Here is a 19,445-nt window from a genome sequence, read left to right as displayed (position 1 = left end):
TCATGCCCGGCCATTCCACTATTTCTTCGGTGAAGCGGTCTGCTTCATTGGCCTCAGGGTAGTACCCCTACGATCAGGGCGCCGACAAAGGCGAAAGCTGCACAGAGTACCAAAGTGTTTATTGGCCGTGACAGTCCCATATCATAGCCTCCTCTGCAGACTACGCCGAAAGTTTAAGGCTGCCACACTTTCTGGCAAGCGAATTGTATGCTGCGCTGCGGGAGGCATGTGGAACGCTGTGCCATGAATCCCGGTTTTCGCATTGAAATTCCAATCGATTGAGTGATCGCGCCGGCTGTTGAAAAAATTTTCTCCCTAACCCGGCAGGCGGAACGGATTTTGCGCTGCAGCACATTTGGTCAGGCCGTCATGCGGCGCAAAAGGCGGCCGTCGATGGTGATCAGACCGAGCCCGATCAGGGCCATGCCGGCGAATTCGAACAGTTCCAGCCTTTCGCCCAGGAACAGCGATCCCAGGAGCAGGGCGCTAACCGGCACGATCAGCGTGACGAGCGAGGTGTTGGTGGCGCCGGCCTCGGCGACGAGGCGGAAATAGAGGATATAGGCAAGCGCGGTCGCCAGCAGCGCCAGGCCGAAGACCGATGCCCAGGCGGTCGGACTGGCCGAAAAGAGCCCGTTCGGTCCATGGACGAAAAGCACGATGGGGATCATCAACAGGCTCGATGCGGTGAGCTGACCCGTGGCGGTGACGGCCGGCGGAACGGATTTGAGGCGGCGTGCGACGATGAAGGCGAAGGCATAGGAAAGGGCGGTGCCGAGCAGGGCGAGCTTGGCCCAGGCGGGCCCGCCCAGCCCCGCCAGCAGGCCGGGGCCGATCATGACGGCGGTGCCGGCGATGCCGAGGATGACGCCGGCAAGCTTGGGCGCGCTGATCCTTTCATCCGCGGTCAAGACGGCGGCGACGAGGATCGTCCAGAAGGGGGTGGTCGCGTTGATCACCGAAGCCAGCCCGGCGCCGAGTTCCGTTTGGCCGAGAAACATCAGCGAGAAGGGAATGATGTTGTTCATCGTTGCCAGGAGCAGGAAGGTTGGTGCGCGCCGGATCGCCGGCATCAGCGAGATGCGACGCGCCGCCAGATAGAGCTGCAGGGCGAGGGCCGCGATGAACACCCTGAACAGGACGAGGACGAGCGGCGGTATTTCCTGCACGGCGACGCGGGCGAAGAAGAACGAGCCGCCCCACAACATGCCGAGCAGGATGAGCTGCGCCCAATGCGCCAGGCTCATCGGCTGCGGGGGCAGTGGTGCGGTGCTGGCTTGCGTCACTGTGTGCCCTCTCCTTGACGGTGCGATCCATCGATAGAAGGCAAGGCTCGCCAGCGCCACCCGAAAATGGTCGCCGCCGCCTGGCTCCTGCCGACCCCTGCCGGTGGACGGCGGGCTTCGGTCAGGCGAATTCGACGGGGTGCGTCAGGGAGACGGGATCAGGCGCGGCGTCGCCTCGCGCCCTCACAAGGCCGACAGGAGCGAGCGTGTCGGCCAGCCGTCGACGGCGAAGCCGAGCCGCATCTGTTCCCGGCGCACGGCCTCGCGTGTGCCCATGCCCAAAATGCCGTCGATGCCGCCGACGTCGTGGCCCTTGGCGGCAAGCTTTTGCTGCAACTGCTTCATCTCCTCGGCCGTCAGCCCGGGCTCGGGATTGCGCCGGTCGTAGGAGGGCGCGCCGGCCAGCCGCGTTCCCAGATAGGCGGCCGTCAGCGTGTAGGTCATCGACTTGTTCCATTCGAGATAGACGTCGAAATTGGGAAACAGCAGGAAGGCCGGCCCCTTGCGGCCCATCGGCAGGACAAGGCCGGCGGACGGCAGGCCCGGATCGAGCGCCTCGCGGGCGCGGCCGGTCACGCCCCAGTCCGACCATTGCGCGATTGGCAGCCGGTTGACGCGGCCGGTCTCCTCCCAGGGCATGGATTCGGGCACCTGCACCTCCATCATCCACGGTTCGCCGGGACGCCAGCCGAGCGAATGCAGCATGTTGGCGGTGGTCATGATGACGTCTGGCGGGCTGGAGCGCAGATCGACGCGGCCGTCGCCGTCGCCGTCGACGCCCTTCTCCAGATAGTCGGAGGGCAGCACCTGGACCTGGCCGATCTCGCCGGCCCATGCACCCTCGACATTGGCGGGCAGGGTGCCCTGGTCGATCAGGGTGAGCAGCGAGATCAGTTGCGGCCGGAACAGTTCGGGCCGGCGGCAGTCATGCGCCAGCGTGGCGAGGGCATCGAGGGTGGAGAAATCGCCCTGGACGGCGCCGAAATCCGTCTCCAGGGCCCAGAACGCCGTAATGACCGGACCCGGAACGCCGAATTCGCGCTCGGCGCGTTCGAAGATGGAGGCATATTTCTCGAGATTCGCCGCGCCGTGCTGCAGGCGGTAGTCATTGACCATGCGGCTGGAGAATTCGATGAAATCCTGGGTGAAGACGCCTTGCGCGCGGTCCATGCGCACCACCCTGGCGTTGGGCTGGGCGCCCGACAGAGCCGAAAGCCCGCGCTCTCCGACGCCCTGGCTTTGGGCTTGCGAGGCGAGCGCGCTGCGCCAGGCGGAGAAATCGCCGCCGCATTGCTGAGCCGAAGCGGGGGCGGCAGCAAGCACACAAAGGGTCGCAATCACGTACCTGTACGACAGCACCATGGGATCACCCTCCTTTTGGCCCGCATTTCTGCCCTGCAAGTTGGGACAAAATTGGGACATGCCGGTTCGGCATTCGTCGGGCAATCCAACGGCGCAATCAAGCGCCTTTTCACTTTTTCCGCGAGGACGTGTTCACGGCCACGGCGGCGCGAATGAGCGCCTTCAACGGCACTTCGTCGATCGCGTCGCCTTCCTTGAAATCGATGGCGCGCCGAACATTGCCGTCGAGACTGGAATTGAACAGCCCCGATGGGTCCTCCAGCGAGGCGCCCTTGGCGAAAGTCAGCTTCACCTTGTCCTTGTATGTCTCGCCGGTGCAGATGATGCCGTCATGCTCCCAAATCGGGACGCCGTGCGGGTTGGACGGCTTTCGCCATTTCACCGTCTCGACCGCTTCGGGATCGGCCTGCCTGATCAGGGTGCGAAGCTGTGAAAGCATTTTACCGCGCCAGCCGCCGAGCGCCGCGATCTTCGCGTCGATCTGTTCGGACGGCGTAGCGTCTGTGCCTGGTTCGTCCACCGCGTTATTTGCGCTCTTCATGGCTTGCCCGTACTCCTGTTCGCAGTTTTCGCCGGGTGACAAACAGCCGGTTCACATTCGTTCGCCGGGCAGTTGGCTGGCCTGCTTCACCCAATCGCCAAACTGGACTTCGTCGAGTTCGTCGTGCTCGTGGATGTGAAAGTAACGCACATCCGCATATTTGGAGGCAACCGGCGGGACCGGATGCAGCGAAGCGCCCTGGAAAAACGACACTTTCACGTATTTCGTAAAACAGTGGTAGTTGAGAAACCAGACGTCGTCCTCGACACCGTAGAAGGGCGAGTTCCATTTGACGGCCTTGTGCACGCCGGAAACGGCACGCGTGATGATCGCGTCGAGGCGTTGTCCGACCGCGCGCTTCCAGCCCGGCATGGCGTCGATATAGGCCTGCACCGGTGCGTCGCCATAGCCCTTTGCGATTTGCGGATTGCCGCCCGTTAGAAGGACCGGCGTCGCGGATTTGTTCGCGGATGTCTTGCCGGCCATCGCTCACGCCTGCCCGGCAGCGCGCCGACCGGCAAAATAAGGCTGGACGAACATGTACAGGCCGCTGAACAACATCAGGAAGAGCGGCGGCAGCGGCGAATAGACCAGCCATGCGGGCGGTTCCCCCATGGCCATGGCGACGAAATTGGCGACGACCGTGAGCGTGAACAGGATGGACAGCCAGCGGTGCAACTGCCGAATCCATGTGTACTGTTTCATCCGGACCTCCTGTGAATTCGGATTGTTTGAAGTATTCGGCCCCGTCAGTCCATGCGCGTCAGGACGTCTTCGAGGGCGGCGATGAAACGCGGCCAGCCGGCCTGGGCGCCCCGGTAGTAGGGCTGCTGGTCCGGCCGGAAGCCCATCTGCTCCATGCGCAGCATCGTGCCCGTCTCCGTCGGGGTGAGCGTCCATGTGACAACGCTTTCGAGATCCTTGGTTTCCCAGCTGTAGGACAGTGTCCTGTTTTCTTCGACGGTTTGGACCTGACAGTCGACGCCGCCCCAGTCGGCGGTCAGGCTGAAACGGTGGGACACGACCGGCTGAAAATCGTTCTTCATGAGCCACTCCTGGATCAGATACGGCTGGGTGAGTGCGCGCCAGATCCTTTCCGGCGGATGCGGGATCTCGCGTTCGACGACGACGGAGAGCGTTTCGGCTGCGGTATCGGTCATTGGTCCATCCTGTTGAGGAGATCTTCGAGGTCGTCAAACCGGTCTTGCCAGAACCCGTTCATCTGGTTCGTCCAGTCGATCAGCGGCGACAGTGCCGCGACCTGCGCGCTGTAATGCGTCTGGCGGCCTTCGTGGCGGTCGTGCACCAGCCCTGCCTGCTTCAAGACCCCGAGATGTTTCGAGACAGCCGGTTGCGAAACCCCGGCCACGGCCGTGAGCGCCCCGACCGTCTGCTCTCCGTTGCGGCACAGCCGTTCGAAAATGGCGCGGCGCGTCGGATCGGCAAGGGTTTTGAACAGGGCATCGTGAGGTTGTGTCATGACTACTTATAACTCGCGGGCTATATGTAGGGACGCATAACCGGTGAGATATGTGTTAGTCAAGAGCGGCGATTGCGGGCGACGCTGGATGTCGGGTACGCGGCAGCCGGTGCGCTACAGGATTGCAGGGCGGGCCCAGTCGCCGGCGCAGGAACTGCACGGCAAACGGCGATCAGCTCGTATTTTCGGCCAGCCAGACGCGCCATTCGTCCTTCGTGCCGTTGAACACGTTGATGTCGGCGTCGCCGTCGATGCCGGGAATGACGCCGGTCCCGGTATATTGCCAGAAGACGAAGGGGTGGTTGCCGTATTTCTCGTCGGGGTGGCCTGCGACGGAACGCAGCCAGTACGGGTAGCCCTTGAAGTTTTCCAGGCGGTTGTCGTCGAAGAAGTCGATCGAGGTGTAGATGATCGGCTTCTTGCCATAGTGGCGTTCCAGGGCTTCGAGAAAGATCCGCATCTCGCTTTGCACCTTGGCGGCCGGCGGGCGCTTGGTGCAGGTCGGCGAAAACGGGTTCCACTCCATGTCGAGCACCGGCGGCAGCGCGTTCGGATCGCGCGGCACATTGCGGATGAACCAGCGCGCCTGCTCGATCGCCGGGCGACAGAAATAGAAGAAATGATAGGCGCCGCGCGCTATGCCGGCCTGTCTGGCCGCCTTCCAGTTGCGCTCGAAATAGTCGTCGACGATATCGCCGCCCTCGGTCGCCTTGATGAAGGCGAAGGAGATGCCGTTCGTTCGCACCTTTTGCCAGTCGACATATTCCTGGTACTTCGCCACATCCGTTCCGTGAACCGGATGGTGCCAGGGTGCGCGGCTCTGCCAGTCATGCGGGTCGTTGTCGTCGAAGCGCGGATGGGCACGCGCCACATAGGCGAGTGCCGCGCTCGGGCTCGGCGAGGCCGCGGTGACGACGCTCGACGTTTCGGGCGCGAGCTCGGCGAGATCGTAGGTCGAGGCGCTGCAGCCGGCAAGTACGGCCAACGTGGCAACGGCAACCAGACGGCGCATGGGGTCCCCCGGCGATTCCGTTCGATCAATCATATCCCCCGACAATCCACCAATATGAATAATCCAAGGTTAAGCGCACGTCACCTCCCGGCGACGAATTTGTGGCGAATGTAGGCGAAAATGCGTTGATTTTCGGCTTCGAGCGCCCGAAGGTCCGCCCGGATGAGGAACAAGCGGCCGTCCGGCCGCTTTGCTGGAGGGGAGAAACCAGGCGTGGGCATCTTTTTCAGGCTTCTCAGATGGGGCCTCGGTCTGATCGTTCTGGCCGTTCTTGCCGCAGGCCTGTGGCTCTATTTACGGCCGCCGGCGCTGATCCAGGTCGGGACGGCCTACGCGGCCAAGATCGTCTGCTCCAACGTCTATATTGCCGAGCGCGACCCGCAGAACGTGCTTGCGCTCGACGTGCAGGCGCCCGGCCATCCGCTCTTGAAATATGTCCGGGTCGAGGTGGACGAAGAGGGCGGCACGGTCGAGGCTTCGCTCATGGGGCTGTTCGCCCGGTCGGTCGCGGTGCACCGCAGCGGTCTCGGCTGCGTCAGCCTGCCTGGAGGCGATCTTGGACAGATTGCCGATATCGCGGCTACGGGCGGCCAGGCAGTGACAGACGAGGCGCTATGGCCAAAGGGCAATCTGGCGGAATTCTCGCAATTCGCCGAGATCGACGCCATTCTGGATGCTCCGGACATGACCGGGACCGGCATGCGCGCCGTCGTCGTCGTCCATGACGGGCGCATCGTCGGCGAGCGCTACGGCGATGCGTTCACGGCGGTCACGCCGCTGCTCGGCTGGTCGATGTCGAAGACGGTGAATGCGGCGATCATCGGCACGCTGGTGAAAGAGGGCCGGCTGTCGCTCGAACAGACGGGGCTCCTGGCGCAATGGCAAGACGACCGGCGCGGCGAGATCGCGCTTTCCGACCTCATGGCAATGTCGAGCGGCCTGGCGTTCAACGAGAATTATGGCGGTGTCAGCGATGTGACCCGCATGCTCTATCTCGAGCCCGACATGGCGGGTTTCGCGGCGGGCAAGCCGCTTTCTGGCGCGATCGGCGAGACCTTTTCCTATTCGAGCGGCACCAGTGTCGTCCTGTCGCGCATCTGGCAGGACGCGGCCGGCGGCGGGCAAATGGGGCTCGAATGGGCGCGCAAGGCTCTGTTCGATCCGATCGGCATGTCGAGTGCGGTGCTGGAGGCCGATGCTGCCGGCACGTTCGCCGGCTCGTCCTATCTCTATGCGAATGCGCGCGACTGGGCGCGCTTCGGGCTCTTGTTGCTGCAGCGCGGCGCCTGGGAAGGCCGCTCCATCCTGCCGGCCGGCTTCGTCTACTGGATGGTTTCGCCGGCGTCCGCCTCGACGGCGCCGTGGGGCGAGCCCGAATATGGCCAGGGCCAGGTCTGGCTGCATGGGCCCACGGCCGGGTCGCGGCCGGGCGCCGATCCCGATGCCGGCTTCGATCTGCCGGACGACGCCTTCTGGCTGCTCGGCCATGACGGTCAGTCGATGGTGGTCATCCCGTCGCGCGATCTGGTCGTGCTGCGGATGGGGCTCACGCCGTCCAAGCTCGGCTACAAGCCGCAGCCTATGGTGGAGGCGCTGGTCGGGCTGGTCGATGCGGGCGTGCTGGACGCGCCACAGGACTGAAGACGGGGCAGGGGGATCGCCTTATCGGCTTATAATGGCGTGCACGGCATAGCCACGAAAAAGGCTTTCGAATTCGAGGCTTGCACCCGTTCTTTCGCATTCCGATTCCAGCACTTCGCGCAATGAATCACGCGGTGTCACATGGAAGCGCTTCAGCCAGATCCGCAAGGCGCGCCGGAACCAGCCGGGCAAGTCTTCCTGACCGCCGAAATCGACGATGTGGAGGGAGCCGCCAGGTGCCAAGGCGTTGATGGACAGCGCAAGGCTGCGCTCCCAGCCCGGAATCATCGACAATGCGTAGGAGATGAAGATGCGGTCGAATTGCGCGCGGCCGAAGAGCGCTTTTGCATCGAATTCCGTCGCATCGCCGCATGCCAGCGTGACCTGTGCGAAGGGCGTATTTGCGGCCAGAGACCGGCGCGCCGTGTCCAGCATTTGCGAAGAAATGTCGAGACCGAAGAACTGCGCCTGTGGGTAGCGCCGGGCGGCCAGAACCAGGTTGCGTCCGGTGCCGCAGCCGAGCTCCAGCACGCTGCCGCCCGGCGGCACGTCGAGGCCCGCGATCATCCAGTCGCGGCCGAGCAGGTAGTGTTTGCGCGTCAGGTCGTAGAAATGGCGCTGAACCCGATAGACGCCGTCCATCAGCGCGGCATGGTCGCGCGCCTCTGTGCCGACCGTCATTGCGCTGCCTTCACATAGAGATGGAAGCCGCCATAGATCGCCGACCGGTCGCGCGCGCCGAACTCGCGCGAGGCGTCCTCCTCGTAGGCCCATCGCTCGAGGATCGCCGGCGAGACGCGTCCGGGCAGCAGGCTCGGCTGGGCGGCGGTGCGGAAGATGACGCGGGCCCCCGGCGCCGCCGTGCGGGTGATCTGCGCCCACAGCGCGTTGAGCTGGTCGTCGCTCATCCAGTCCTGGGCGTCGAGCAGCACGTAACGATCAAGCGAGCCGGCCGGCTTCTTCTGCAAAAGCTCGACGAAATTTGCATGGTGCACTCGCACGCGTTTGGAATTGTCGCGGATGGCGGCGAAGTGCTCCTCCTCCAGATAGGCGGGAAGGGTGGCTTCGCCCGGTTCGGGATAGCGCCGAGCAAAGGCCTGCCAGGCGAAATAATTGTCCTTCAGGGAAAAGTGGCAGGCGAGCCGCTCGAGCCGGCTCCTGAGCACGTCGGCCATCGTGCCGTTGCCGGCGGTGATCAGGCAATCATACTGGGCCGGCGGAATGCCGAGGCCGAACAGCGAGGCCTTTCTGGAGGTCGCCCGGCGGACCAGCGGCCGGTCGAAGAGGGGGGCGAGCTGGTCCTGGAAGAACACCCGCTGCTCTCGCGGATTGCGCGCCTTCAGCATGTCCTGCGGGTCGATGCCATAGAGCTTTGCAACGCGGTGGCCGGCGGCAATGAAGAAGCCGAGCAGGCCGGTGTGGTAGAAATTGCGCGAAAAGGCGGAGATGCGCCGGCGTCCGCGCCAGTCGCGGCCTTCCCAGTAGCGGCGGCTTTCAGCGTCGAGATGCGGCGCGATGAAGAGCGCGTAGGCCTGATCGTTCTGCGTATTGCCGGCACTGCCGAAGAAGCGGAAAAGGTCGCGATGCGACGGCAGGCGCTGGAAGGCGGTGAGCTTCAGCCTGTTGAGCGCCACATGGGCCCGGTTGAGATCGACGACGTTGATCGAGGCCGGCGAGCGCGTGAGATAGGCCAGCATGTTGCAGCCGCCGGATGCGATGGTGACGACGCGATGGCCGGGCGCGAGCGCCATCGCCTCCATGTCGACATCGGGGTCCTCCCAGATTTGCGGGTAGACGAGACCGGAGAAGAGAAGGGCAAAGAGCCGTTCCGACAGGCCGGCCATGGACAGAGCCCGGTTCTGATAGACGGCATTGGAGATGCGGCGGCGCCCGGTCAGGGCAATGTCGGCGGAAAGGTCGGTCATGGCGGCGCTGGCTCCCACGCTCGAAGAGGTTTCAAAGCCGCTAGTCGCCTGCAATGACAATGCAATGACACTTTGCCGGCGCATTGCCTTGCATGGTCGGCGAATTGTGCTGAATTCGTCCGGGCGATTTCGGCGGGCGACTTGCATGTTGCACTGCGATGGGCTGAAATCGACCAATGTCCGAAACGGTTTACCCGTCGCAGCTCTCTCGCAAGGTGAAGGCGCACCTGGCCTTCATCTATCCCGACCGTGACGCCGAGGCGCTGTCGCAAAAGGTGCTGGAAGCCTTCTGGCCGAAGGCGGAACAGATCCGGCCCAAGGCGCGCCGCGCCAGCGCTCCGCCCTGGAGCGAACGCGATTCGGTGCTGATCACCTATGGCAATTCGCTGATCGACGGGGTGCATCCGCCGCTCACCCTGCTGCATCATTTCATGAACGAGCATCTGAAGGACGCCATCAGCTCGCTCCATGTGCTGCCGTTCTTCCCATGGACGTCGGATGACGGTTTCGCCGTCGTCGACTATCTGAAGGTCAACAGCGACCTCGGATCGTGGGATCATCTGTCACGGCTCGGCGCCGACTACCGCCTGATGGCCGATCTCGTGCTCAACCATGTTTCGAGCTCAAGCGCCTGGTTCACCCAGTTCCTGCAGGATCAGGAGCCGGGGTGGTCCTATTTCGTCACTGCAGATCCGAATGCCGATCTGAGCGCCGTGGTGCGCCCGCGTCCGTTTCCGCTTTTGCGCGCCGTCGAGACGCCATCGGGCGAAAGGCATGTCTGGTGCACCTTCAGCCATGATCAGATCGACGTCGATTTCGCCAATCCGGACCTGTTGAGCGAGTTCATTCGCATCATGCGGTTCCACATCGACCGCGGCGTGCGCACCATCCGGCTCGATGCCGTGGCCTTCATCTGGAAGGAGATCGGAACGCCTTGCATCCATCATCCGCGTACGCATGAGATCGTCCGGCTGATGCGCACGCTGGCCGACTATGCCGCCGAGCCGCTGGTGCTGATCACCGAGACGAACGTCCCGAATTTCGAGAACCTGTCCTATTTCGGTAACCGCAACGAGGCGCATGCGGTCTATAATTTCTCCTTTCCGCCGCTGATGCTGCACGCGCTGCTCTATGGCGACGCGAGCCTGCTCAATGCCTGGCAGATGCGCATGCCGCCGGCGCCGCTCGGCTGCTTCTTCTTCAATTTCCTGGCCTCGCATGACGGCATCGGACTGAGGCCGGCCGAAGGCTATCTCGACGATGCCGCGATTGCCGAGATGATCGACACGGTGCGCGGCTTCGGCGGTCGCGTTTCCATGCGCTCGACGGCCGAGGGAACCGAACGCCCCTACGAAATCAACGTCGCGCTGTTCGATGCGCTCAAGGGGACGGCGCAAGACGGCGAGGACGGGCTGCAGTTCGAGCGCTTCATCTGCTCGCAGACGGTGATGATGGCGCTGGAGGGTATCCCCGCCTTCTACATCCACAGCCTGCTCGCCACGCCGAACGATCACGAACGGGTGGCGCGCATGGGGTATAGCCGCTCGATCAACCGCCATCAGTGGGATTATCCGGCGCTGGAAGAGCTGTTGAGCGACCCGGAAAGCGTGCAGTCGCGGGTGCTTGGCGAGATGCTCAGGCGCATCCGCATCCGCACCAGCCAACCGGCATTCCATCCGAACGCGACGCAATACACGCTGCAGCTCGGCCCGGCGTTTTTCGGCCTGTGGCGGCAAAGCCTCGACCGCGAGCAGTCGATCTTCGCCATCCACAATGTGACGACCAAGCCGCAGCCGCTTGCCCTCGTCACGCTCAACATGATCGCGGGCGAACAATGGGTCGAACTGCTCGAAGGCCGGCCGCTCGACGTCGAGGCGGGCCAGCTGGTGCTGGAGCCTTATCAATGCGCCTGGATCACCAACCGGCCGAAGCGGCCGCGCCGGTCAGCCTGAGGCGGGCAGCCCTCCGTCGAGGCTGTCCTTTTCCACCGCGGCGGCGAGCTCGGCGAGCAGGCCGGGGAAGGCGGCATTGACGCGTCGCCAGTTGGGGATGAAGGGCGTTTCGGAGGGGTTCTCCAAAAAAACCTCGCCGGCGGCGGTGATGTTTGCGGCAAACAGCTCGACGGCCTGTTCCTCCTTGTGCCGGTCGAGCGTCAGCCCGTTCATGATGGCGTCGGCATGGTAGCTTTCGATCAAATCGAGCGCGGCGCGGAAATAGGTCGCCTTGACGCTGCGCAAAGTGCCGGCGGAGAAGATGACGCCTTCGGTGGCAAGCTTGCGGAAGATCGCCTTGGTGATATCGACCGACATGCGCGACAGGCCCTGGGTGCTGTCGTCGGCCGATAGATCCTGGTGCTTGTGGTCGTAATTGTCGGCGATATCGACCTGGCAGATGGCACGCGCGTTGACGTTGCGGCGCATTTCCGAAAGCACCCCGATTTCCAGGCCCCAGTCAGTGGGAATGCGGATATCCGGCACGACGCTGACCCGCATGGCGAACTCGCCCGAAAGCGGGTAGCGGAAAGAGGACAGGTAGTCGATGTAATTGTGCTGGCCGACCGTCATGTTGAGGGCGTGAAGCAATGGCGTGACGAGCAGCCGGCAGACGCGACCGTTGATCGTGTCGTTGGCGACGCGGGAATAATAGCCCTTGGAAAAGACGTAGCGAAAGGCCGGGTTGGCCACCGGATAGACGAGCCGGGCCAGGAGGTCGCGCGAATAGGTGACAATATCGCAGTCGTGGGTGGCGACTACGTCGGCCTTCTGGGCGGCGAGCGCATAGCCGAGGCAGTACCAGACATTGCGGCCCTTGCCCGGCTCGGTGGGCGCCAGTCCGGCCTCGGCGAGCTTTTCGTCGATGGCGCGCAAGCGCGGGCCGTCATTCCACAGGATGCGATGGTTCTGCGGCATCACGGAAAAGAACTCACGGGCGTGCTCGAACTGGTCGCGGTCGGCCCGATCGAGACCGATAATGATCTGCGACAGATAGGGGATGCCGGCCAGATGCTGCAGTATCTGCGGCAGCGCCTCGCCCTCAAGCTCCGAATAGAGCGACGGCAAGATGAGCGTGATCGGCCGGGTCTGGGCGTATGCCGCGAGTTCCGCTTCCAGCGCGTCGACAGGGCGGCGGGTCAGATTATGCAGCGTCGTGATCGCGCCGGTCTGGTGAAAGTCGCTCATGGCTGCATCCCCTGTGCTTTGGCGCCCACATGGTTGCGCAATATCTCAAGAACCGCCTGGTTCCATCCCTGTGGTCCGGGGAGGCGCGTGCGCATGACGGTCTTCTCGTCCTCGCCGTCCAGAGGGCCGAGCGGCGCATGGGCGGGATTGGCGACGATCACGGCAATGTCGGCGGCTTCGAGCATCGCACGGTCGTTTTCGGCGTCGCCCAGCGCCACGACAGGCGACAGGTGGCGGTCGAGCCGTTCCTGCAGCGCATTGCGCAATTGCCCCATATGCTGGGCTTTGCTGGTGCCGCGCGAGACGGTGAGGAAACGTCCGCCCTGAAGGGCGTGAAAACCGGCCCCGGCGAGATGGTCGATAAAGATCGCGCGCTCGTCTTCATTGCCCCGGAACAGTCCGGGCTCCGAATATTGGCGGTCAGTGGCGCGACGGGCACCTTCGAGGTCGAGCCCGGTCAGTGCGGCAATCTCGGTAAGGTCCATGTCGCCGAAGCCATGAAACAGCACACGCAGGTCGGGAGGGAGTGTGTCCAGGCAGGCGCGGATGGCGGCGTGGTCGTCGGCCCGCGGCACCATCTTGCTTCCCGAGGGCCAATCGATGCCGCCGCCGTTCTCGACGATGGCCGGCGTGTCCAGTGCCAGTTCCTTGCGCAGTTCCATGATTTCCGCCGCAGTCTTGCTGCTCGCCGGAACGAGCGGCACGCCATGGGCCGCGAGTTGCGCCAGCGCCGGACGTGCCGCTTCAAAACCATAGGTGTCATGGTCGAGCAGCGTGCCGTCGAGATCGGTAAAGACAATCATCCCGTCTGGTTTAGACGGCTGGAGGCGCGATTGGCAACTTGGCAGGAGGGGCCCGCGCGACCGGTTTCGCCTGCTTGACACCAGTCAGATGTTATATAACTGGAATGTACTTGATATGAAGCTGGATGCAGCCTTCTCGGCTCTTTCCGATCCGACGCGACGCGCGATCCTTGCCCGTCTGGCGCAGGGGGAGGCGACGGTGATGGAACTGGCGAGGCCCTTCGAGATGACGCAACCGGCAGTCTCCCGGCATCTCAAAGTGTTGGCGGCGGCTGGTCTGATCATACGCCGGGTGGACGGGACGAAGCGGCCGTGCCGACTGGCACCCGGGGCGATCGCCGAGATCGACCAGTGGCTGAACATGCTGCGCGAGGCCCTGGCGCGCAACTACGACCGGCTGGACGGCGTTCTGGCTGCAATGCAGCACGATTGGGAAGGAAAGGAGAGGTCATGAGCAAGCTGACACTAACGAAGGAGGGCGAACGTCATGTCATCGTAACCCGACGCTTCGCTGCGCCACCAGAGGCGGTCTATCGCGCCCACATCGAGCCGGAACTGATGCAGAAGTGGATGCTTGGGCCGGAAGGTTGGACGATGCCGGTGTGCATCAGCGAGGCCAGACCGGGCGGCCGCATCCGCTGCGAATGGTCCGACGGCAAGGGCGGGGGGTTCTATCTCACCGGCGAATATGTCGAACTCGAGCCTTTCAGCCGTATCGTACATATGGAGCGCATGCATCTGCCAGACCCCACACCGGACAATCATGTCGAGACCAGGTTCGAGCCTGACGGGCAGGGCACTCTTATGACAATGCGCATGACTCTGCCGGATGTCGAGGCGCGTGCGGCCATGCTGGCGAGCGGGATGGAACACGGAATGGAGGCGAGCTATGCGCGGCTGGAGCGAATGGCTGCCAAGCTTGGGTGACGAAGCGCAGGGAAAGCCGGCTCCGTGGAACGGTCTTTCGGCGCGGTGTTCCGGAATGGATCCCGCGTGGCCCTACACTTCGCTTCGGCTTTCGGAATGGCTCAAGGACGGCTTCCCCTGCCGATCGTTTCGATTACATTCGCTGCGGATCGGCCCCCGAGAGCCGGTTTTCGTTTCTGGCCTCTGGAGGTCTGGATGTCCCGCTATGATTTCGATCCTGCGACCGTGACGCCGGATGGTCGCCCGCCGGCCAAGGCCCGGCTGTTCGACGGCACGGTTCCCGGGCCCCATCGCGGCTCGGTGAACGGCGAGACATTGGCCACCCAGGTTACGGTTCTCACCTACGGCAATGACGAACCGGGAATCGGTCCGGTTCTGCACGTCCACCCCTATGACGAGGTCTTCGTCGTCCAGCAGGGGCGCGCGCGCTTCTTCGTCGGGGACGAAGTGATCGATGCCGACGCCGGCGAGACCGTGCTCGGGCCCGCCGGCGTACCGCATCGTTTCGTCAATCTGGGCCCCGGACGGCTGCAGACCCTCGACATCCACCTCTCGCCGCGCTGGATCCAGACCAATCTGGAGTAAGGCGCCTCAACCTCTCCCGAAGCCACCTGCCGTCGGGGTCGTCACGATGACGGCCTCGCCCGCCTCCAGCACCGTCTGGTCGCAGGCCTTTAGCGTCTCGATACTGCCGTCGAGGCGGCGCACCTCGGTTTTGCCGACCTTGCCGTCGCCGCCGCCCTCCAGGCCGCGCGGCGGATGCGTGCGGTGGGAGGACAGGATGGCGCATTCCATCTTCTCCAGGAAGCGGACGGTGCGGCGCGTGCCGTTTCCGGCGTTCCATTTTCCCTGACCGCCCGATTTCTCGCGGATGTGGAAATCCTCGAGCAGGACGGGGAAGCGCAGTTCCAGCACCTCCGGGTCGGTGAGCCTGGAATTGGTCATGTGCGTGTGGACGCCCGACGTGCCGTTGAACCCGGCCCCGTCGTTCATGCGCCCGGCCGGAGAACCCGAGCAGATCGTCTCGTAATACTGATAGGTCTCGTTGCCGAAGGTCAGATTGTTCATCGTGCCCTGGGCATTGGCGAGCGCGCCCATGGCGCCGAACATGGCGTTGGTGACGTGCTGCGAGGTCTCGACATTGCCGGCCACGACGGCGGCCGGATAGGACGGCCGCAGCATGCAGCCTTCCGGGATGATGATGTTGACGGGGCGCAGGCAGCCTGCATTCATCGGGATCTGGCCCTCGACCATGACCCGGAAGGCATAGAGCACGGCGGCGCGCGCGACCGGTTCCGGCGCGTTGAAATTGTTCTTCATGACCGGCGAGGTGCCGGTGAAGTCGACTGTCGCCTCGCGCTTGTCGCGGTCGACGGTGATCTTCACCTTGATGACCTGCCCGGTATCGGTCGGATACTCGTATTCCGACACGTCGGGCAGCCGCTCGAGCACCCGCCGCACGCTTTCGGCGGCGTTGTCCTGCACGTGGCCCATATAGGCGTTGACCACGTCGAGGCCGAAATGGACGACCATCTTGCGCAGCTCGGCGACGCCCTTTTCGTTGGCCGCGATCTGCGCCTTCAGATCGGCGATGTTCTGGTGCGGATTGCGCGCCGGGTAGGGGTGGTCGGTAAGGAGTTCCTCGAGCTCCTTTTCGCGGAAGCGGCCGCGTTCGACGATGCGGAAATTATCGAACAGCACGCCTTCCTCGTCGACCGTCGTGGCCAGCGGCGTCATGGAGCCCGGCGCCGTGCCGCCGACATCGGCGTGATGGCCTCGCGAGGCGGCGTAGAAAAGAATCTCCTTGCCGGCATCGTCGAAGACCGGCGTCACCACCGTTATGTCGGGCAGATGCGTGCCGCCATTATAGGGTGCGTTGAGCGCGAAGACGTCGCCGGGACGGATGTCGCCCTCGTTCAAGCGGATGATCGTCTCGACCGAGCGGTCCATGGAACCGAGATGCACCGGCATGTGCGGCGCGTTGGCGACCAGCGCGCCGTTCCTGTCGAAGACGGCGCAGGAGAAGTCGAGCCGCTCCTTGATGTTGACCGAATAGGCGGTGTTCTGCAGCGTCACGCCCATCTGCTCGGCGATCGACATGAAGAGGTTGTTGAACACCTCCAGCATCACCGGATCGGCCTCGGTGCCGATGGCGGCGGCGTGCTTCTTTCGCTCGACGCGGCGCAGAAGCACATGGTTCTTGGCGGTGATCTCGGCCTGCCAGCCGGGTTCGACCACGATCGTCTGGTGGCTTTCGATGACAAGCGCCGGGCCGGAAATGCGAGCCCCGGGCGACAGGGTCTCGCGCCGGTAGACACCGGCGTCGTGCCACGCGCCCTCGCAGAATATCTGGCGTGTCTCGGCGGCTTCGGCGGCCTGCTCGTTCACATCGGCATCGTGCTCGTCGCGGCCGAGGTTGCGCGTGTCGATGCCCTCGACGCTGATTGCCTCGACGATCATCGGCTTGTCGTCATAGACGAAACCGAACTGCGCCTTGTGGGCGGCCTCGAACTGGGCGACGGCCTCGGCAATTGAAAAAGCCTCGAAATCGACCGGCAGCGCCGTGTCGGTGCCGTCATAGCGCACCTGCAGCACCGGCCGCCACGCGATCTCGTCCTCGGCAATGCCCTGGTCGGTCAGTTCCTTGAAGACCGATTTTCTCAGCGCCTGCGTGGTCAGGCGGATCTCGTCCATGGACCCCTCGGCAAGCGGCTTCAAGAGCGCCTGCTGGCGCGAGGCGAAGACGGCGGCGAGCCCGATGCCATAGGCTGAAAGCAGGCCCGAGAAGGGATGGATCAGCACCGATTCCATGCCCAGCGAGTCGGCCACCAGGCAGGCATGCTGCCCGCCAGCGCCGCCAAAGCTGTTGAGAAGATAGCGCGTCACGTCGTGGCCGCGCTGGACCGAGATCTTCTTGATGGCATTGGCCATGTTTTCCACGGCGATGGTGATGAAGCCTTCGGCGACCGCTTCGGCGCTGCGCCCGTCGCCGATATCGGCCGCCATCGCCTCGAATTTCTGCCGTACGGCATCAGCATCCAGGCCTTCGTCCTGGTTGGGGCCGAAAATGGCGGGGAAGAAATCGGGCTGCAGCTTGCCGAGCATGACATTGGCGTCGGTGACGGCGAGCGGGCCGCCGCGCCGGTAGCAGGCCGGTCCCGGATTGGCACCGGCCGAATCAGGTCCGACGCGGAAGCGGTCGGCCTCGAAATGCAGGATCGAGCCGCCGCCGGCGGCGACGGTGTGGATGCGCATCATCGGTGCGCGCACCCGCACGCCGGCGACCTCGGTGTCGAAGGCGCGCTCATATTCGCCGTCATAATGCGTCACGTCGGTCGAGGTGCCGCCCATGTCGAAACCGATCGACTGCTCGAAACCGGCCAGCCGCGCCGTCTCGACCATGCCGACGACGCCGCCGGCCGGGCCGGACAGCAGCGCGTCCTTGCCCTGGAACATGTCGGCCGCCGTCAGCCCGCCCGACGACATCATGAACATGAGGCGGGGGCCTTCGCCACGTTCGCCGTCATCGCCGGCAGTGACCGGCTCCGCGCCCAATTCGCTTGCCACCTGCTGCACGTAGCGCGACAGGATCGGCGAGAGATAGGCGTCGACCACCGTCGTGTCGCCGCGCCCGACGAGCTTGATCAGCGGTGAAATCTGGTGACTGACCGAGATCTGCGAAAAGCCGATGCGGTTGCACAGGCTCGCCGCCATGACCTCGTGATCCGGCGTGTTCCAGGAATGCATGAAGACGATCGCCACGGCGTCGATGCCGTCGCGCTTCGCCTGTGCGATCTCGTCCTCGACGGCCTCGAAATCCGGCACGGTCTCGACCTGCCCGTCGGCGCGGACGCGCTCGTCCACCTCGATCACGTGCTCATAGAGCTGTTCGGGCAGGATGATTTCCTTGGCGAAGATGTCGGGCCGCGCCTGGTAGGCGATTTTCAGCGCGTCGCGGAACCCCTTGGTGATGAGAAGCAGGACGCGGTCGCCCTTGCGTTCCAGGAGTGCGTTGGTGGCCACCGTGGTGCCCATCTTGACGTCGCCGATCTGGTGCGAGGGCACAGGGTCGCTGGGCGCAACGCCCAGCAGGTCACGAATGCCCTGCACGGCGGCGTCGCGATAGGCTTCCGGGTTTTCCGACAGCAGCTTGCGCGGGTGCAGATTGCCTTCGGGATCACGGCCGATAATGTCGGTGAACGTGCCGCCGCGATCGATCCAGAAATCCCACCGTTGGCTCATAAACCCTCTCCCTGACACGTCTCTTGGACATTTGGCGCGTATGTTTTATAAGTCAATTTACGAGAAAACGTCAACATTTTGTAGATAAAATGTAAGTGTGAGGTTGTGGACATGCCTGAATCTGACAAGGCGATCGGCCCAGTCGTCTCCGCTGCCCATCTCGCCGATGGCGGCATGCCGGCGCTGTCGGAAATGGAGTATGCCATCAATGTCCTCAACAATGCATTCCAGCGCTGGATGGTGCGCTGCATGGGGGCGGCGGGCATTTCCGGGCTCGGACCGCTCGACGTGCAGATCCTGCATTCGAGCAATCACCGCGGGCGCGAAAAGACGCTTTCGGATCTGTGCATGATGCTCAACATCGAGGACACGCATGTCGTGGCCTACGCGCTCAAGAAGCTCGAGAGCGCCGGGCTGATAGAAACGGGTCGTCGCGGCAAGGAAAAGACAGTGCAGGTGACCCAAGCCGGAGCCGAGGCCTGCCGGCGTTACCGCGAAGTGCGCGAGGAACTGCTTGTGTCGAGCGTCAGGGCGCTTGGTTTCGAGGACGGGCAGGTCAGCCAGATCGCGGCGCTGATGCGGGCGCTTTCGGGTCAGTATGATCAAGCGGCCAGAAGTGCTGCGAGCCTGTGATCGCTGCCCCTGGATGCCGCCGCCTGACGGATTGTAACGCGGCGATTCCAGACGTGACGAAACTCGGTGGCGGTGCAAATCATTTGTTTCGCGTGGTGCCTGGCTGAGCCGGGCAAGACCGCAAAGGAGAGACAAATGAAAAAGCTTATTCTCGCATCCGCATCCGCCATTGCGTTGTTGGGTCTTGCTGCGTGCAGCGACACCAGCACAGACACCACGACGACACAGAGCACACAGCCAGATGCGGCGGCGCCTGCTGAACAGCCTGCAACCGGCGCAACCGAAGAGCCGAGCGCATCGCCGGATATGCCGGCCGAAGAGCCGGCCGCGCAGTAAATCCATGGACCGGGGCGGCCGGTGATCCGGTCCGCCCCAACCATTGTGCAACCGGATCGGCTCGTGTCGATCGGCCGA

Annotated in this window: 20 protein-coding genes; 7 read left to right on the top strand and 13 right to left on the bottom strand. The window is 63.9% G+C overall.

The annotated features are described in order from the left end of the window. Positions 1–359 precede the first annotated feature (359 nt). The 8 genes from GM909_RS08855 to GM909_RS08820 all read right to left on the bottom strand — a co-directional run bounded on the left by GM909_RS08855 (position 360) and on the right by GM909_RS08820 (position 5,681). Complete coding sequence (locus GM909_RS08855) at positions 360–1,247, bottom strand: DMT family transporter (RefSeq protein ID WP_157016100.1); 888 nt, start codon at positions 1,245–1,247, stop codon at positions 360–362. Positions 1,248–1,469: 222 nt separating this feature from the next. Further along, positions 1,470–2,648: a lytic murein transglycosylase gene (locus GM909_RS08850; RefSeq protein WP_157015928.1), complete on the bottom strand. Its 1,179-nt coding sequence runs from the start codon at positions 2,646–2,648 to the stop codon at positions 1,470–1,472. 109 nt (positions 2,649–2,757) lie between these two features. Continuing rightward, on the bottom strand, positions 2,758–3,189 hold the full coding sequence (locus tag GM909_RS08845; protein WP_157015926.1) for a DUF1801 domain-containing protein: 432 nt from the start codon (positions 3,187–3,189) through the stop codon (positions 2,758–2,760). Between the two features lie 51 nt (positions 3,190–3,240). Beyond that, positions 3,241–3,675, bottom strand: a complete 435-nt coding sequence (locus GM909_RS08840; RefSeq protein ID WP_157015924.1) for a DUF1801 domain-containing protein — start codon at positions 3,673–3,675, stop codon at positions 3,241–3,243. A 3-nt stretch (positions 3,676–3,678) separates the two neighbouring features. Further along, the gene (locus tag GM909_RS08835) at positions 3,679–3,894 is read right to left on the bottom strand and encodes a hypothetical protein (RefSeq protein ID WP_157015922.1); all 216 of its coding nucleotides are present in this window, start codon (positions 3,892–3,894) and stop codon (positions 3,679–3,681) included. A 44-nt stretch (positions 3,895–3,938) separates the two neighbouring features. Further along, positions 3,939–4,349, bottom strand: coding sequence for an SRPBCC family protein (locus GM909_RS08830; protein WP_157015920.1), 411 nt, complete (start codon positions 4,347–4,349; stop codon positions 3,939–3,941). After that, complete coding sequence (locus tag GM909_RS08825) at positions 4,346–4,669, bottom strand: ArsR/SmtB family transcription factor (RefSeq protein WP_157015918.1); 324 nt, start codon at positions 4,667–4,669, stop codon at positions 4,346–4,348. Before GM909_RS08825 ends, GM909_RS08830 begins: the two co-directional genes overlap by 4 nt. 172 nt (positions 4,670–4,841) lie before the next feature. Further along, entirely contained in the window at positions 4,842–5,681 is an 840-nt protein-coding gene (locus GM909_RS08820) for a glycoside hydrolase family 25 protein (protein ID WP_157015916.1), read from the bottom strand. 213 nt (positions 5,682–5,894) lie between these two features. Here GM909_RS08820 and GM909_RS08815 point away from each other — a divergent pair, with 213 nt between their 5' ends. Next, entirely contained in the window at positions 5,895–7,322 is a 1,428-nt protein-coding gene (locus GM909_RS08815; RefSeq protein ID WP_157015914.1) for a serine hydrolase domain-containing protein, read from the top strand. Between the two features lie 21 nt (positions 7,323–7,343). Here GM909_RS08815 and GM909_RS08810 read toward each other — a convergent pair whose 3' ends face one another. Then, positions 7,344–8,003 (bottom strand): class I SAM-dependent methyltransferase, encoded by a 660-nt coding sequence (locus GM909_RS08810; RefSeq protein WP_157015912.1) that lies wholly within the window; start codon positions 8,001–8,003, stop codon positions 7,344–7,346. Continuing rightward, positions 8,000–9,247, bottom strand: a complete 1,248-nt coding sequence (locus GM909_RS08805; protein WP_157015910.1) for a DUF3419 family protein — start codon at positions 9,245–9,247, stop codon at positions 8,000–8,002. Before GM909_RS08805 ends, GM909_RS08810 begins: the two co-directional genes overlap by 4 nt. A gap of 176 nt (positions 9,248–9,423) precedes the next feature. On the opposite strand from GM909_RS08805, the gene GM909_RS08800 reads away from it, so the two are divergent. Further along, positions 9,424–11,199: a sugar phosphorylase gene (locus GM909_RS08800; protein ID WP_157015908.1), complete on the top strand. Its 1,776-nt coding sequence runs from the start codon at positions 9,424–9,426 to the stop codon at positions 11,197–11,199. On the opposite strand, the gene GM909_RS08795 is transcribed toward GM909_RS08800, so the two are convergent. Next, positions 11,191–12,426 (bottom strand): glycosyltransferase family protein, encoded by a 1,236-nt coding sequence (locus GM909_RS08795; protein ID WP_157015906.1) that lies wholly within the window; start codon positions 12,424–12,426, stop codon positions 11,191–11,193. The genes GM909_RS08800 and GM909_RS08795 overlap by 9 nt on opposite strands. Then, positions 12,423–13,229, bottom strand: coding sequence for an HAD-IIB family hydrolase (locus GM909_RS08790; RefSeq protein WP_157015904.1), 807 nt, complete (start codon positions 13,227–13,229; stop codon positions 12,423–12,425). The genes GM909_RS08795 and GM909_RS08790 overlap by 4 nt, the downstream gene beginning before the upstream one ends. Before the next feature lie 115 nt (positions 13,230–13,344). Here GM909_RS08790 and GM909_RS08785 point away from each other — a divergent pair, with 115 nt between their 5' ends. The 3 genes from GM909_RS08785 to GM909_RS08775 all read left to right on the top strand — a co-directional run bounded on the left by GM909_RS08785 (position 13,345) and on the right by GM909_RS08775 (position 14,741). Beyond that, a complete protein-coding gene (locus GM909_RS08785) occupies positions 13,345–13,683 on the top strand; it encodes an ArsR/SmtB family transcription factor (RefSeq protein ID WP_157015902.1) in 339 nt (112 codons plus the stop codon). Then, positions 13,680–14,156: an SRPBCC domain-containing protein gene (locus tag GM909_RS08780; RefSeq protein ID WP_157015900.1), complete on the top strand. Its 477-nt coding sequence runs from the start codon at positions 13,680–13,682 to the stop codon at positions 14,154–14,156. The genes GM909_RS08785 and GM909_RS08780 overlap by 4 nt, the downstream gene beginning before the upstream one ends. Positions 14,157–14,351: 195 nt before the next feature. Beyond that, entirely contained in the window at positions 14,352–14,741 is a 390-nt protein-coding gene (locus GM909_RS08775; RefSeq protein ID WP_157015898.1) for a cupin domain-containing protein, read from the top strand. Positions 14,742–14,747: 6 nt separating this feature from the next. Here GM909_RS08775 and GM909_RS08770 read toward each other — a convergent pair whose 3' ends face one another. Continuing rightward, entirely contained in the window at positions 14,748–18,398 is a 3,651-nt protein-coding gene (locus GM909_RS08770; protein WP_157015896.1) for a hydantoinase B/oxoprolinase family protein, read from the bottom strand. Positions 18,399–18,509: 111 nt separating this feature from the next. On the opposite strand from GM909_RS08770, the gene GM909_RS08765 reads away from it, so the two are divergent. Both GM909_RS08765 and GM909_RS08760 read left to right on the top strand, forming a co-directional pair. Beyond that, positions 18,510–19,031, top strand: coding sequence for a winged helix DNA-binding protein (locus tag GM909_RS08765; RefSeq protein WP_157015894.1), 522 nt, complete (start codon positions 18,510–18,512; stop codon positions 19,029–19,031). Between the two features lie 135 nt (positions 19,032–19,166). Then, positions 19,167–19,367, top strand: a complete 201-nt coding sequence (locus tag GM909_RS08760) for a hypothetical protein (protein WP_157015892.1) — start codon at positions 19,167–19,169, stop codon at positions 19,365–19,367. Positions 19,368–19,445 lie beyond the last annotated feature (78 nt).

It is taken from the genome of Mesorhizobium xinjiangense (assembly GCF_009749525.1).
Lineage (GTDB): Bacteria > Pseudomonadota > Alphaproteobacteria > Rhizobiales > Rhizobiaceae > Mangrovimarina > Mangrovimarina xinjiangensis.
This window is presented reverse-complemented; position numbering and strand designations above follow the sequence as displayed.